This window comes from Afipia sp. GW823-FHT06G09, assembly GCF_058794875.1.
The window spans coordinates 677,346-690,784 of sequence record NZ_JBXAHF010000002.1 but is presented as its reverse complement, the minus strand read 5'-3'; the positions used below and the strand labels follow the sequence as shown (position 1 = coordinate 690,784).

General features: G+C 62.6%; 12 protein-coding genes and 1 tRNA gene. 11 read left to right on the top strand and 2 right to left on the bottom strand.

Features of this window, described 5'->3' with window-relative positions:
• Positions 1 to 147 precede the first annotated feature (147 nt).
• The 10 genes from AC1Q67_RS10895 (at position 148) to AC1Q67_RS10850 (ending at position 11,169) form a co-directional block, all read left to right on the top strand.
• A complete protein-coding gene (locus AC1Q67_RS10895) occupies positions 148 to 1,119 on the top strand; it encodes a Bug family tripartite tricarboxylate transporter substrate binding protein (protein WP_492234119.1) in 972 nt (323 codons plus the stop codon).
• 150 nt (positions 1,120 to 1,269) lie between these two features.
• Positions 1,270 to 2,664, top strand: coding sequence for a cytochrome P450 (locus tag AC1Q67_RS10890; protein ID WP_492234120.1), 1,395 nt, complete (start codon positions 1,270 to 1,272; stop codon positions 2,662 to 2,664).
• A 226-nt stretch (positions 2,665 to 2,890) separates the two neighbouring features.
• On the top strand, positions 2,891 to 4,039 hold the full coding sequence (locus AC1Q67_RS10885; protein ID WP_492234121.1) for a TRAP transporter substrate-binding protein: 1,149 nt from the start codon (positions 2,891 to 2,893) through the stop codon (positions 4,037 to 4,039).
• Between the two features lie 107 nt (positions 4,040 to 4,146).
• Positions 4,147 to 4,815 carry a TRAP transporter small permease subunit gene (locus AC1Q67_RS10880; RefSeq protein WP_024576857.1) on the top strand — a complete coding sequence of 223 codons (669 nt, stop codon included), beginning with the start codon at positions 4,147 to 4,149 and terminating at the stop codon, positions 4,813 to 4,815.
• On the top strand, positions 4,812 to 6,671 hold the full coding sequence (locus tag AC1Q67_RS10875) for a TRAP transporter large permease (RefSeq protein ID WP_492234122.1): 1,860 nt from the start codon (positions 4,812 to 4,814) through the stop codon (positions 6,669 to 6,671). The genes AC1Q67_RS10880 and AC1Q67_RS10875 overlap by 4 nt, the downstream gene beginning before the upstream one ends.
• Before the next feature lie 90 nt (positions 6,672 to 6,761).
• Positions 6,762 to 8,171 (top strand): adenylate/guanylate cyclase domain-containing protein, encoded by a 1,410-nt coding sequence (locus AC1Q67_RS10870; RefSeq protein WP_024576859.1) that lies wholly within the window; start codon positions 6,762 to 6,764, stop codon positions 8,169 to 8,171.
• A gap of 233 nt (positions 8,172 to 8,404) precedes the next feature.
• Positions 8,405 to 8,884 (top strand): tellurite resistance TerB family protein, encoded by a 480-nt coding sequence (locus tag AC1Q67_RS10865; protein WP_492234123.1) that lies wholly within the window; start codon positions 8,405 to 8,407, stop codon positions 8,882 to 8,884.
• 69 nt (positions 8,885 to 8,953) lie between these two features.
• Entirely contained in the window at positions 8,954 to 9,730 is a 777-nt protein-coding gene (locus AC1Q67_RS10860; RefSeq protein ID WP_492234124.1) for an SDR family NAD(P)-dependent oxidoreductase, read from the top strand.
• Positions 9,731 to 9,871: 141 nt separating this feature from the next.
• The gene (locus AC1Q67_RS10855) at positions 9,872 to 10,660 is read left to right on the top strand and encodes a glutamine amidotransferase (protein WP_029659493.1); all 789 of its coding nucleotides are present in this window, start codon (positions 9,872 to 9,874) and stop codon (positions 10,658 to 10,660) included.
• The gene (locus AC1Q67_RS10850) at positions 10,660 to 11,169 is read left to right on the top strand and encodes a nuclear transport factor 2 family protein (protein WP_492234125.1); all 510 of its coding nucleotides are present in this window, start codon (positions 10,660 to 10,662) and stop codon (positions 11,167 to 11,169) included. The genes AC1Q67_RS10855 and AC1Q67_RS10850 overlap by 1 nt, the downstream gene beginning before the upstream one ends.
• A gap of 187 nt (positions 11,170 to 11,356) precedes the next feature.
• Here AC1Q67_RS10850 and AC1Q67_RS10845 read toward each other — a convergent pair whose 3' ends face one another.
• Both AC1Q67_RS10845 and AC1Q67_RS10840 read right to left on the bottom strand, forming a co-directional pair.
• A complete protein-coding gene (locus tag AC1Q67_RS10845; RefSeq protein ID WP_492234126.1) occupies positions 11,357 to 12,580 on the bottom strand; it encodes a bifunctional alpha/beta hydrolase/OsmC family protein in 1,224 nt (407 codons plus the stop codon).
• 195 nt (positions 12,581 to 12,775) lie between these two features.
• Positions 12,776 to 12,851 (bottom strand) — tRNA-Ala (locus AC1Q67_RS10840).
• 271 nt (positions 12,852 to 13,122) lie between these two features.
• On the opposite strand from AC1Q67_RS10840, the gene AC1Q67_RS10835 reads away from it, so the two are divergent.
• Positions 13,123 to 13,413: a YggT family protein gene (locus tag AC1Q67_RS10835; RefSeq protein WP_024576864.1), complete on the top strand. Its 291-nt coding sequence runs from the start codon at positions 13,123 to 13,125 to the stop codon at positions 13,411 to 13,413.
• Positions 13,414 to 13,439 lie beyond the last annotated feature (26 nt).

The window sequence follows — 13,439 nt, the reverse complement described above, 5'->3', positions numbered from 1 at the left end:
CGCAATTGTCCGGCTCCGGAGCGGCGTCCAGCGGGTTCCGTTACCATTGCGCTTGCGCGCGGCCTGTGCCGAAATGAAGGAACCAAGAACAAGCGTGGTCAGGCAGTCGTGATCGGCGTCATGAGCGCGCACTCAGGGAGAGTGACCATGCGTTTTGCTGTCGCCGCGTTCGCGGCGCTTTGCCTTGTCTTCCAGACAGTCTCGCCCGGCCGCGCCCAGGATGCCTGGCCGTCGCGCAATGTTACGATTATCGTTCCATTCACGGCGGGCGGCACCGCCGACCTTTTCGCCCGGCTGCTCGCCAGCCACATGCAGGTGACGTTCGGTCAATCCTTTGTGGTTGAAAACCGCGGCGGTGCGGGCGGCAACATCGGCGCGGCTGCGGTCGCCAAGGCGCCGAACGACGGTTACACGCTGCTGCTCGGTACCGTCTCGACCCATGCCATCAACCCGACGCTCTACGCGAACCTGACGTTCGATGCGGCGAAGGATTTCCAGCCGGTCTCGCTGATTGCGCGGCTGCCGAACATGCTGGTCGTGAAGAATTCGCTGCCGGTGAAGAACGTTGCCGAATTCGTCGCCTATGTGAAAGCGAATCCCGACAAGCTGAATTACGGTTCGTCCGGCGTCGGCACCTCGATTCATCTTGCGGCGGAACTGTTCAAGATCGCGACCGGCACGAAGATGACCCACGTGCCGTATCGCTCGTCCAACGAGATCATGCAGAATCTGACCGGGGGTCATATCGACCTCGCGTTCGACAACATCACGCTGGCGTGGCCGCAGGCCAAGGCCGGCACGGTGCGCGCGCTGGGCGTGACCAGCCCGCAGCGCTCTCCAACTGCGCCGGACGTGCCGCCGATCGCCGACACGCTGAAAGGTTTCGACGCGACCTCATGGCACGGGCTGTTCGCGCCTGCCGGAACGCCGCGTCCGGTCGTCGACAAGATGGCGGCGGAAGTGAAGCGCATTCTTGAAATGCCGGACACCGTGACCAAGCTCACCGAGATCGGTGCGGTGCCCTCGCCGATGACCCCCGACCAGTTCACCGCGTTCATTGCGGCCGAGCGCGCGAAGTGGGCCGAGGTGGTCAAGGCCTCGGGCGCCACGGCGAACTGAAGCGGTGTCATTGCGAGGAGCGGTAGCGACGAAGCAACCAGCTTGTTTTAATTGCGTCGCTCTGGGAGTGCTTCGCTTCGCTCGCAATGACGTGTACGGTTGTTTCCCAGCCGGGTGATAAACTCCCGTCTGATGCTGGAGCTGCAGCGCATGAGCATTGCCGAAGTCCTTGACGCACCGATGCAGCGGCCGCCGCTGGTCCCGCCGCGGCCTCCGCTCGCGCCGGACGATCTGTCGCCGCTCGGCCGTCTCGCCCTGATCCGGCAAAACGCCATCGCCAGTTGGGGACCGCGTGCCTACGAAGAGGATATCGTTCAGGGGCGGTTTTTCGGGCGCAGCAGTTTCATTCTCAACACGCCGGACGCGATCCGGCATGTGCTCGTTGAGAACTATGAAAACTATACCCGCACGCCCGCCGCCTTCCGTGTGCTGCGGCCGATCCTCGGCGAGGGCCTTTTGCTGGCCGAGGGCAAGGCCTGGAAAAACCAGCGCCGCACGCTGGCGCCGGCCTTCGCACCGCGCGCGATTCCGCTGCTGGTGCCGCATATGCTGGCGGCGACCGACGATGCCATTGACGTGTTGCGGGCGCAGACCGGTGTGCCGGTCGATCTCCGCGAGGCCATGCAGCGGCTGGCGCTCGATATTGCCGGGCGCACGATGTTCTCGTTCGAGATCGACAGGCACGGCGCGGCCCTGCGCGGCTTTGTGAACGATTACGGCGAGCGCCTCGCGCAGCCGCGCTTCTTCGACCTGCTGCTGCCGCCGGGCTGGCCAAGCCCGAGCGATATCTCCCGCGCGCTGTTCCGGCGGCGATGGACGCGGTTCATGCGCGGATTGATCACTGAGCGCCGTGCGATGGGCGCGGGCGACGGTGGTGCGCCGCGCGATCTGTTCGATCTCATGGTGGCCGCGCGCGATCCGGAAACCGGCGAGGCCTTTTCCGACGAACAGCTCGGCGACCAGGTCTCGACCATGATCCTTGCCGGCCACGAGACCACGGCGACGGCGCTGTTCTGGTCGCTCTATCTGCTCGCGCTCGACCCGGCGACGCAGGAAGAGTTGGCGGCGGAGGCAAAGGCCGCTCTTGCGTCCGGCACGCTCGATGCCACGCGACTGACGTTCACCCGCGCGGTGCTCGACGAGACCATGCGGCTTTATCCGCCGGCATTCCTGATCGTGCGGGCGGCTGCCGGCCCCGACACCGTGCCCGGCGCCGACGTCGCCGCGAAGGACGTTGTGCTGATCTCGCCGTGGCTGCTGCACCGGCATGAAAAGCTCTGGGACCAGCCGAACGCATTCCGTCCGTCGCGCTTCCTGCCCGGCAGTCCGCCGCCGGACCGGTTTGCCTATCTGCCGTTCGGTGTCGGACCGCGTGTCTGCATCGGCGCGCAGTTCGCGCTGACCGAAGCGACCCTAGCGCTGGCGAAGCTGATCGGCATGTTCAGGGTCGAACTGCTCGACCGCGCGCCGGTGACGCCGGTCGGCGTGGTGACCACTCAGCCGGACCGGTCGCCGATGTTTCGGATCATGCGACGCACGCCATGATGCGTCAGACATCATGCAAGCTGTGCTGCGACGCGGCGAAGCCGGTAAGTCATTAACAAGCGAATGACCGCTCTTATTCCAAAGTCTTAGATGCCATGCGCGCAGGCCGCGTCGAAGAGTCGCATTCATCCGATCATTCTTGCCAAATCTCCCCGCAAGCCTTTGTCTTGCCATCAATCAAAAAAAGGCCGGTTCAAAAAGAGCTGGCCTAGCAGGGGAGAACGCCATGACGAAACGACACAAAGACAAGACTTCCAGCGAGAAGACCTCCAGCCGCCGCAACTTCCTCAAGGTTGCCGCCGCGGGCGCAGCCGCCACGGTAGCGACGCCCGCTCTGGCGCAGACCGGACCGACCAACATGCGCTTCCAGAGCACATGGCCGGCCAAGGACATCTTCCACGAATACGCGCTGGACTACGCCAAGAAGGTCAACGACATGACCGGCGGCGATCTCAAGATCGAAGTGCTGCCCGCGGGCGCGGTCGTTCCCGCCTTCCAGTTGCTCGAAGCGGTGTCCAAGGGCACGCTCGACGGCGGCCACGGCGTGCTCGCCTATCACTACGGCAAGCAGAACGCTTTGGCGCTGTGGGGCTCTGGTCCGGGCTATGCAATGGACGCCAACATGCTGCTCGCCTGGCACAAGTATGGCGGCGGCAAGCAGTTGCTCGAAAAGCTCTACAGTTCGATCGGCGCCAATGTCGTCTCGTTCCCGTACGGACCGATGCCGACCCAGCCGCTCGGCTGGTTCAAGAAGCCGGTGACCAAGGCCGACGACCTCAAGGGCGTCAAGTTCCGCACCGTCGGCATCTCGATTGACGTGTTCACGGGCATGGGTGCGGCGGTCAACGCGCTGCCCGGCGGCGAAATCGTTGCGGCGATGGACCGCGGCCTGCTCGACGCGGCTGAGTTCAACAACGCCTCGTCGGATCGCGTGCTCGGCTTCCCCGACGTGTCCAAGGTCTGCATGCTGCAGAGCTATCACCAGAACGCCGAGCAGTTCGAAATCATGTTCAACAAGGACAAGTACAACGCTCTGCCGGCGAAGATCAGGGCGATCCTTGATAACGCCGCCGAAGCGGCCGGACAGGACATGGCCTGGAAGGCGATCGACCGCTATTCCAAGGACTACGAAGAGATGCAGTCCAAGGACAAGGTGAAGTTCTACAAGACGCCTGACTCGGTGTTGCAGAAGCAGCTCGAGATTTTCGATCAGGTCGCGGAGAAGAAGTCGGCGGAAAATCCGCTGTTCAAGGAAATCGTTGAATCCCAGCTGGCGTTTGCCAAGCGGGCGACCCAGTGGGAGCAGGATACGGTGGTGAGCCGTCGCATGGCTTACAACCACTACTTCGGGCCGAACGCCAAGAAGAAGACCTGACGCAATAATCATTACGAACATGGCATCATCCGGGATGACAATCCCGGGTGGTGCTTTGTATCGTTTCCTAGATTGCTCTGCCCTTCTTCATGACGGATGACGTTCCCATGAGCGCGCAACGTGTGCTGCATACAATCGATGGCATCAGTACGTGGACCGGCAAGGCCGCCGCGTGGCTGATTGTCGGACTGATGCTTCTGGTCTGCGCTGAGGTTTTCAAGCGCTATATGCTGAACATGCCGACGGCATGGATCTTCGATGCCTCGAACATGATGTACGGCACGCTGTTCATGATCGCCGGCGCCTATACGCTGGCGCAGAACGGACATGTGCGCGGTGACTTTCTCTACAGTTCGATGAAGCCGCGCCGGCAGGCGATGCTCGACCTGGTTCTCTACATCCTGTTCTTCTTGCCCGGCATCGCGGCGCTGGTTTATGCGGGCTGGGACTACGCCGTCGTGTCGTGGCGCATCGACGAACACTCCAATGTCACCGCCGACGGCCCCCCAGTCTGGCAGTTCAAGTTCATGATTCCGCTGGCCGGCGCGCTGGTGCTGCTGCAGGGCGCCGCCGAAATCATGCGCTGCATCATTTGCCTCAGGACCGGCGAATGGCCGGAGCGTCTGAAGGACGTGTCGGAAATCGACGTCGTCGGCGAGCAACTCGCCAACAGCGAGTACGTCGACGAGGAATCGCGCAAGATCGCGATCGAGAAGGCGGCGAACATCGAGGAAAGCGCGCGTCAGCGCGGCATGGGCGGAGATCTGTTGAAATGAGCGATCCCGCACTTGGACTGCTGATGCTCGGCCTGATCGTGGTCGTCATCATCATGGGTTTCCCCACGGCGTTCACGCTGATGGGGCTCGGCATGTTCTTCGGCCTGTTCGCCTATCACCGGACAGGCGAGTCGTGGGCCGACAACCACATCTTCGACCTGATGGTCCAGCGCACCTACGGCGCGATGACCAATGACGTCCTGATCTCCATTCCGCTGTTCGTGCTCATGGGTTACGTCATGGAGCGCGGCGCGCTGGTGGACAAGATGTTCTATTCGATCCAGCTCGCGTTCCGGCGCGTGCCCGCCTCGCTCGCCGTGGCGACACTGATCGTCTGCACCTTCTGGGGCATCGCCTCAGGGCTGGTCGGCGCGGTCGTGGTGCTGATGGGCGTTATCGCTTTCAATCCGATGCTGAAGGCCGGTTATGACGTGAAGCTCGCATCCGGCGTCATCACCGCCGGCGGCACGCTCGGCATCCTGATTCCGCCGTCGGTCATGATCATCGTCTATGCGGCGGTCGCCGGCCAGTCGGTCGTGAAACTCTATGCCGCAACGATGTTCCCCGGCTTCTTTCTGGCGCTGCTGTATCTCGTCTACATCATCGGCTGGGCGATTCTGAATCCGAAGATCGCCCCCAAGCTGAAGGAGAGCGAGACGCGCGTGCCGGTGCGGCCGTGGGTCAGCGAACTACAGAAATCCTACTCCGACAAGATGCTTCCGGCGTTGCTGACCGCCGCGGTGTTGCCGTCGCGGGCTTTGGCGATCACGGCCGATGGCGTGCGCGTTGGCTACGGCATGCTGCTCAAGAATCTCGGCTATGCCCTAGTGCCGCTGATTCTCACGGTGGGAACGCTGTGGGGCGCGTGGTGGTATGTCGTGATCCACCAGCAGCCCGATGCGCCGCCGCCGCCCGCCGCTGTCAGCCAGCAGCTCGGTGCGGGAGCCTCCACCGCCGAGCCTGCGGAAGAGAAGCTGCAGGAGCTTGGCAGCGCGACCGCTGACGAGCAGAAGAGCGAGCCCGAAACGCTGCAGGAAATGGGCAATGCCGAGTTGCGCGGCCAGCGCACGGCTGCGCCTGCGGAGGCAGGTCCGCCGCCGCAGTTCTACACGTACTTCGCGTTCACCTGCGCGATCTTCGGGCTGCTGCTGCTTTACTATTACTGGACCATGGGCGCGGAGCAGTTCGAGGTGCTGCGGCTTCTGGTATCATCGGTGATGCCGCTCGGCATCCTGACGGTGGTGGTGCTGGCGGTGATCCTGCTCGGCATCACGACGGCGACGGAATCCGCCGCGGTCGGTGCGGCGGGCGCGTTCCTGCTCGCCTTCCAGGCGCGCACGCTCGACTGGAAGCGCACCAAGGAGGCGGTGTTCCTCACCGCCAAAACCACATCCATGGTGTGCTGGCTGTTCGTCGGCTCCGCGCTGTTCTCGGCGGTGTTCGCGATCCTCGGCGGGCAGGCGCTGCTGGAGAGCTGGGTGCTGTCGCTCAACCTGACGCCGGTTCAGTTCATGATCCTGTCGCAGGTGATCATCTTCATTCTCGGCTGGCCGCTGGAATGGACCGAGATCATCGTGATCTTCGTGCCGATCTTCCTGCCGATGCTGAAGCACTTCGGCATCGATCCGGTCCTGTGGGGCGTGCTGGTGTTCGTCAATCTGCAGGCGGCGTTCCTGTCGCCGCCGGTGGCGATGTCGGCGTTTTATCTGAAGGGCGTTGCGCCGAAGCATGTCACGCTCAATCAGATTTTCGCAGGCATGATGCCTTACATGCTGATCGTCATCGTCTGCATGGTGCTGATGTATCTGTGGCCCGCCCTGACCCTGTGGCTGCCGGACTACCTGTACGGAAACTGACGCGAAAACGTGATCGGCCGGGGCAAGTCCCCGGCCAGTCCATCGCAGGCATTACTTGGATACCCGGCCGATCTGCCGTAAACTGCGGCGATGACCGACTTCAATTCTCTGTACGCGACCCTGAAGCAGACCGCCGATCCGAAGGTGGCGGATGCGATCCAGACGTTGGTCGAGACCGGCGCCGATCATGAGCTGAACCGGATCAATCTGATCGAATTCGCCGCCAGAACAGGCCTTGCCGAAGAAAAGGTAATCTCGGGGTTCCTCCACGCCTCGCAGATCGGCATCTTCGATCTGACCTGGAACGTGCTGTGCCCCGGATGCAGCGGTGTGCTCGGCGCGCATGACACCCTCAAGCAGCTTCAGCCCGAGGACTATCATTGCGGTCTGTGCGCCGCTGGCTATCAGGCGTCGATCGACGATCAGGTCGAGGTCGCATTCACGGTCAGCCCGCGGGTGCGCCGGATCGCGGCGCACGATCCGCACACGCTGCCGAGCTGGGATTACTGGCGGCAGATTTTCTGGAGTTCGGGGATCGACATCAACGAGGATTCGTTCGGCCGTCTTGTGAACGAGGCAACGCTGGAAGCGGTGGAACTGGCTGCGGGCGAAAAGGCGGTTGTCTCACTGCAATTGCCGGCGGAGTTCGTCATCGTGTTCGAGCCGGTGACCCATTCGGCGTTGTTCCTCGACGTAAAGGGCGAGCCGACCAAAGAGAAGCAGAATGCATCGCTGACATTTGACGGCGTGCATGCGCCGACCGGCACCGTCGAGATGCGCCCCGGTCCGTTGCGGCTGACGCTGGAAAACCAGTCGAAAAACCGCGTGCTGCCCTCGGTGTGGATCGCCGGCGATGCGCTCCACGACCTGCTCGGCAAGCGCAAGCCGATCGTCACCGCGAAACGCATTCTTGCGAACCAGACGTTCCGCGATCTCTACAAGGCCGACAATCTCAGCATCGACCAGCGTCTCAAGATCACGTCGCTGACGTTCCTGTTCACCGATCTCAAGGGATCGACCGCGCTTTATGAGCGGGTCGGCGACCTGGCCGCTTTCGATCTGGTCCGCGCGCATTTCCGCGCGCTGCTCGAGATCATTGCGTCCGAGGGAGGTGCGGTGGTGAAAACCATCGGAGATGCGGTGATGGCGACCTTCGTCCGCCCCGAGCAGGCGGTCGCGGCCGGCATCCGCATGCGCAAGGCCATGGATGAGTTGAACGAACAGCGCGGGACCAAGGATCTGCTGGTCAAGATCGGCATCCACGAAGGCGCGTGTCTGGCGGTGATGCTGAACGATCGCCAGGATTATTTCGGCCAGACCGTCAATATCGCGGCACGGGTGCAGGGTCAGGCGACCGAGCGGGCGATCAACGCCACCGGCCCGGTGGTCAAATCGGCCGCAGTAATGGAGCTGCTCGACAAGGCGGGACTTACCCCGGCGGAAAAGAGCGTCGAACTGCGCGGAATCGCCGACAAAGTGGTGATTTACGAGATTCCATGACAGCTCTGTGTCATAACCCGCCCGTTCCCGCGCAAGTCCCCGCCTTCTGCGGGCAATTCGCGGTGAGCGCCGCCCGGGAACCGGGCCAAGATTGCCAGAGTTTCATTTTCAGGCCATAGAACCCGATGATTTTGTGCCTTAGAATTTTGTATGGGCATGATCTCATCCGAAAACCGCTCCCCGCGTTCCGGGGTCATGCTTCGATCTGGTCCCGTTTCCGATAGCAGAGATTGATGCTCGACAAATTACGCCACTTCATTTCGGACGTCGTTTCCCCCGCCGGGCATGAGAACCGCACCTTCGCCGACAATGATTACCGGCTGGCGGCTACCGCGCTCCTTATCCATGTCATTTCCCTTGATGGCGAACCCTCGGAGACCGAGAAGCGGAAGCTTCATGCGCTGCTCGAATACCGGTTCGATCTCGATCCCGGAACGGCCGACAAACTGATCGCCGATGCAACCTTGGTCGAAGGCGAGGCGGTTGACCTCTATCACTTCACCAGCGTCATCATGCGCGCGGTCAACGAAGAAGGCCGGCTTCGCATCATCGAAATGATGTGGGAGCTTGTCTTCGCCGATGGCCACGTTTCCGAATTCGAGGACAATATTGTCTGGCGCGCAGCCGATCTGCTCGGCATTTCCTCGCGCGACCGTCTTAATCTCAAGCACCGTGTCGCCGACAGCCGGCTTACGCCCGACGAAGCGACATAACGTTATATTCTCCGAACGATTTTTCCTTCTTTCTTCGCCCTCGCTAAACTCAAAACGCTGAATGTATTCATGACCAAACGCGTCACGTTGATTACGGGTGCCTCGTCGGGCATCGGCGCAGAGCTGGCGCGCATCTTTGCGTCGAACGGCTATAACACCGTGCTGGTCGCGCGTCGCGACGATCGCCTCAAGCTTCTCGCCGATGAGATCACCGCCGCCGGACACCCGCGGCCCGCTCTCATCACCAGCGATCTGTGTGCCGCCGGCGCATGCGAGCAGATCGCGGCGGAGCTGAAGGCCATGGATGTCGAGGTCGACACGGTGGTCAACAATGCGGGCTATGGCCTGTTCGGCGAAGCCCTCGAACTCGACCGCGAGCAGCAGCTCGCGATGGTCGACCTGAATGTCCGCGTGCTGACCGACCTGACCCTGCGCTTTGCCGACAGCCTGGTCCGCCATCGCGGCGGCATTCTCAACGTCGCCTCGATTGCCTCATTCCTGCCCGGCCCGCGGATGGCGGTCTATTACGCCACCAAGGCCTACGTCCTGTCGTTCACCGAGGCGATGCGCGGCGAACTCGGGCCAAAGGGCGTGCGGGTCACGGCCTTGTGTCCGGGCCCGGTGCCGACCGAATTCCAGGGCGTGGCCGGGTTCAATCCGGGGCTGGATTCGGCGGTCCTGAACGTGTCCGCCGCGGCGGTGGCGCGGGCGGGCTATCGCGGGCTGATGTCGAACAAGCGGCTGGTGCTTCCGGGCGTCGGGGTGCGCATGATCCCGTTTATGCTCCGTTTCGCCCCTCGCAGCCTGGTACTGGCCTCGGTCGCCAGGGTGCAGCAGAAGCGCTAGGCGACGGCCTCGAAAACGGGCAAGTGCGCAGACCACCTGCGCGAAATCCCGGCTCGACGGAGCCGCGGCAACACAATATTTTCAATTTCGGCGTTCAATAGAGGCGCTTGTCCTCCGCTGGGGATTGAAAAGACTGAATCCATGCTGCGGCCTGATGGTGATCGACCAAGCGACTTCGGCCTGACGACTTGCGGCCGGTTCACTGCGCTTCCGGTGCTCATCATTCTGCACGGGCCGATGTCCACGCCTGGCCGTGTCGGCAACGCCCTGCGCGCGATGGGTCATCCTCTCGACGTCCGCCGCCCGGTGTTTGGCGATGCCCTGCCCGAAACCCTCGACCACTATGCTGGCGCGATCATGTTCGGCGGCCCGATGAGCGCCAACGACAACGAGGATTTCATCCGTCGCGAGATCGACTGGCTTGCGGTGCCGCTGAAGGAAAAGCGTCCGTATCTCGGAATTTGTCTCGGGGCGCAGATCCTCGCCAAACATCTCGGCGCGAAGGTCGCGCCGCATCCCGAAGGCCGCGCCGAAGTCGGCTATTATCCGATCCGCCCGACCGAAGCGGGCCGGAAAATCTGCTCGCACTGGCCCGACCATGTCTATCAATGGCACCGCGAAGGCTTCGAGCTTCCCGCAGGCACGGAACTGCTGGCCGAGGGCGATGATTTTCCGGTGCAGGCTTATCGCACCGGGCGATGCTTCGGCATTCAGTTTCATCCCGACGTGACCCACGCGATGCTGCATCGCTGGACCACGCGCGGGCATGATCGCATGTCGCTTCCGGGCGCGCGCTCGCGCGCCGAGCATTTCACCGGGCGTATGGTGCACGATCTTGCAGAGCGGGCCTGGCTGACGGCCTTCCTCGATGGCTGGCTGCATCGCCCGCCGCCCGCGCAATCACCGATCGCATCGCTCGCGGCCGAGTGATGGATCAGGACGGCTTCGCGCGCCTGCTGAACGACTTCACGCTGTCAGCGGAATCCGGCGACGGCGCGCGGTTCGCCGCGCATTTCACCGAAGACGCGATCTACTACGATTACATTTACGGCGCGCATACAGGCCGGGCCGAAATCGCACACATGATGGAGCGTCTGTTCCATCGCGATGCCGGCGACGACTATCGCTGGGAAATGTTCGATCCCGTCTGCAACGGCGACATGGGTTACGCGTGGTCGCTGTGGAGTTTCACCTCGACGGTGCCGCAGTTCGCCGGCCAATTCGTGGTGATCGACGGCATGAGCCGGTTCATTATGCGCGACGGGCTGATCGCGGAATACCGCGAGTCGGTGAACGGCGGCGTCGCCATGGCGCAGCTCGGCGTCGAGCCTGCGCGGATGGTGAAAATTCTCAGGCGCTGGTCCGGCTGGCTCAGGGATCGTCCCGAAACCATCGACTATCTGTCGCGGCCACGGCGCGCCAAGGTGCCGTCGAAATAGCTCCTCACGCTTGGTTGATACAGCTCAGCAGTCACCCCGCCCGGCTGACCAAGGGTCAGCCACCTCGAGGGGAGGGATGGTGCACGCTGTCAGCGCAGAGTGTCTTTTCTCCCTCCCACTTGTGGGGAGGGTCGGCGCATAGCGCCGGGGTGGGGGTTGCTTCGATATAGATCGACTTGACGTGGCTTTACTCCACCGCGCTTGTCACGATCTTGATCTCGGACGTCAGTGTCCGGTGCACCGGGCACTTGTCCGCGATTTCCATCAGTTTCTTGCGCTGCTCGGCGTCGAGATTGCCTTCCATCGCAATGGTCCGGTCGATCTTGCTGATCATGCCTTCCCTGGTTTCGCACTCCTCGCAGTCCTGGGCGTGGATGCGGCTGTGCTTCAGTGTGACGGTGGTGCGCGTAAGCGGAATCGATTTGCGCTCGGCATAAAGCCGCATCGTCATCGATGTGCAGGCCCCAAGCGCTCCGAGCAGGAAATCGTAAGGGCCGGGACCGCTGTCCATGCCGCCGACATCGAGCGGCTCATCCGCGAGCACGCGGTGCTTGCCGGCAGCAATTATGTTCTGGAGCTTGCTTGCGCCGGTTTCGCTCACCACGACAATGCCCGGCGCGGGATTTGCGACGGCCGTCTTCGCGGCAGGCTCTGCGTCGAGATAGCGTATCGCCCAGGCCGAGATCATGTCGGCGACATAGATCGCATCCTGCTTCTGCGAGAGCAGATGGTCCGCGCCGGTGAGCGAGACGAAGCTCTTGGGATGCTTCGCGGCGACAAACAGATGCGTCGCATTGTTGATCCCAACGGTATCGTCGGTGGGCGAATGGAAGATCAGCAGCGGCTTGTGCAGTTTTGCCACCGTTTCCGTCAGCCTGTGTTCCGCGATGTCATCGAGAAATTCGCGCTTGATGCGGAACGGCCGGCCCGCCAGCGAGACTTCAAGTTCGCCCTTCTCGCGGATCTCCGGAATCTGATCCTTGAACCAGTGCGTGACATGCGAGGGGTCCGATGGCGCGGCGACGGTGGCGACGCATTTTGCCTCGGGGATCAACGATGTTGCGGCCAGAATGGCGGCACCGCCGAGGCTGTGGCCGATCAGGATCGACGGCGCGCGCCGGGTCTTGCGCAGATGGTCCGCCGCCAGCACGAGGTCTTCGATGTTCGAGGAAAAGGTGGTGTTGGCGAATTCGCCTTCGCTGGCGCCGATGCCGGTGAAATCAAACCGGAGCGTCGCGATGCCGTGCTTCGCCAGCCCTTCCGCGATCCGCTTGGCGGCCAGCACATTCTGGCCGCAGGTGAAGCAGTGCGCAAACAGCGCGTAGGCGATCGGTGCGCCGTCGGGCAGGTCCAGCGAGGCGGCCAGCAATTGCCCGTCCGAGCCCGGAAACTGGAATTTTTCGGTTGTCATGGCGGCCTCTCGTCGTGATCGATGCTGCGCGTTTGTTGCGATCGACAGTAGCATCGTCATGGCCGGGCGTCGTCCCGGCCATCCACGTCTCATCGAGATCAAGCCAAGACGTGGATGCCCGGCACAAGGCCGGGCATGACGGAAAATAGGGCGCATCGCAGCCCTGACTGAAAATGTCGTGGTGTCCGGAGGTGTTGGTGGAGCCAGGCGGGATCGAACCGCCGACCTCGTCATTGCGAACGACGCGCTCTCCCAGCTGAGCTATGGCCCCTTGATCGGCCGGACCGGTGACGGCGGCGGCGGACAAGAGCGGCCATTTACAATCCCGATCATGGCCAAGTCAAGAACGCGCAGAATCGGTGTTTTCGGCAGGTATTCCGGTTGCAAAGCCGGTATCGCCGCCGCGGAACATGCGCCGCCAAACGGCCGGGTCCGGGTCACGCCGGGCTGGATCCGGAAGCATTTCAGCCCGGAACCTCCCTTGTTTGCGCCGCCGCGAACCGGTATTGAGGCGGCAGTCCACGGAAGCGAGCCAGCACCCTATGCGCGCCATTCTCGACATCATCAACATCGTTCTGGATCTGTATGTCTGGCTGCTGATCGCCTCGGCGATCCTGTCCTGGCTGATCGCCTTCAACGTCGTGAACACCCGCAACGGGTTCGTCGCGTCGGTGGCGGAGTTCCTCTACAAGATCACCGAGCCGGTGCTGCGGCCGATCCGGAACATCATGCCGAATTTCGGCGGTCTCGATATTTCGCCGATCATCGTCATCCTCATCATCATGTTCATCCAGCGCGTGATTGCCTACTACATCTATCCGAACGTGATCTGACCGCGAGGCCGCTTCCGTTTCCTGAC

Excerpts from the sequence above, each read along its gene's own strand:
- AC1Q67_RS10845 (WP_492234126.1), bottom strand. The coding sequence starts at position 12,580 with ATGACAACCGAAAAATTCCAGTTTCCGGGCTCGGACGGGCAATTGCTG.
- AC1Q67_RS10835 (WP_024576864.1), top strand. The coding sequence starts at position 13,123 with ATGCGCGCCATTCTCGACATCATCAACATCGTTCTGGATCTGTATGTC.
- AC1Q67_RS10875 (WP_492234122.1), top strand. The coding sequence starts at position 4,812 with ATGAGCGATCCCGCACTTGGACTGCTGATGCTCGGCCTGATCGTGGTC.
- AC1Q67_RS10855 (WP_029659493.1), top strand. The coding sequence starts at position 9,872 with ATGCTGCGGCCTGATGGTGATCGACCAAGCGACTTCGGCCTGACGACT.
- AC1Q67_RS10850 (WP_492234125.1), top strand. The coding sequence starts at position 10,660 with ATGGATCAGGACGGCTTCGCGCGCCTGCTGAACGACTTCACGCTGTCA.
- AC1Q67_RS10890 (WP_492234120.1), top strand. The coding sequence starts at position 1,270 with ATGAGCATTGCCGAAGTCCTTGACGCACCGATGCAGCGGCCGCCGCTG.
- AC1Q67_RS10880 (WP_024576857.1), top strand. The coding sequence starts at position 4,147 with ATGAGCGCGCAACGTGTGCTGCATACAATCGATGGCATCAGTACGTGG.
- AC1Q67_RS10885 (WP_492234121.1), top strand. The coding sequence starts at position 2,891 with ATGACGAAACGACACAAAGACAAGACTTCCAGCGAGAAGACCTCCAGC.
- AC1Q67_RS10895 (WP_492234119.1), top strand. The coding sequence starts at position 148 with ATGCGTTTTGCTGTCGCCGCGTTCGCGGCGCTTTGCCTTGTCTTCCAG.
- AC1Q67_RS10860 (WP_492234124.1), top strand. The coding sequence starts at position 8,954 with ATGACCAAACGCGTCACGTTGATTACGGGTGCCTCGTCGGGCATCGGC.
- AC1Q67_RS10865 (WP_492234123.1), top strand. The coding sequence starts at position 8,405 with ATGCTCGACAAATTACGCCACTTCATTTCGGACGTCGTTTCCCCCGCC.
- AC1Q67_RS10870 (WP_024576859.1), top strand. The coding sequence starts at position 6,762 with ATGACCGACTTCAATTCTCTGTACGCGACCCTGAAGCAGACCGCCGAT.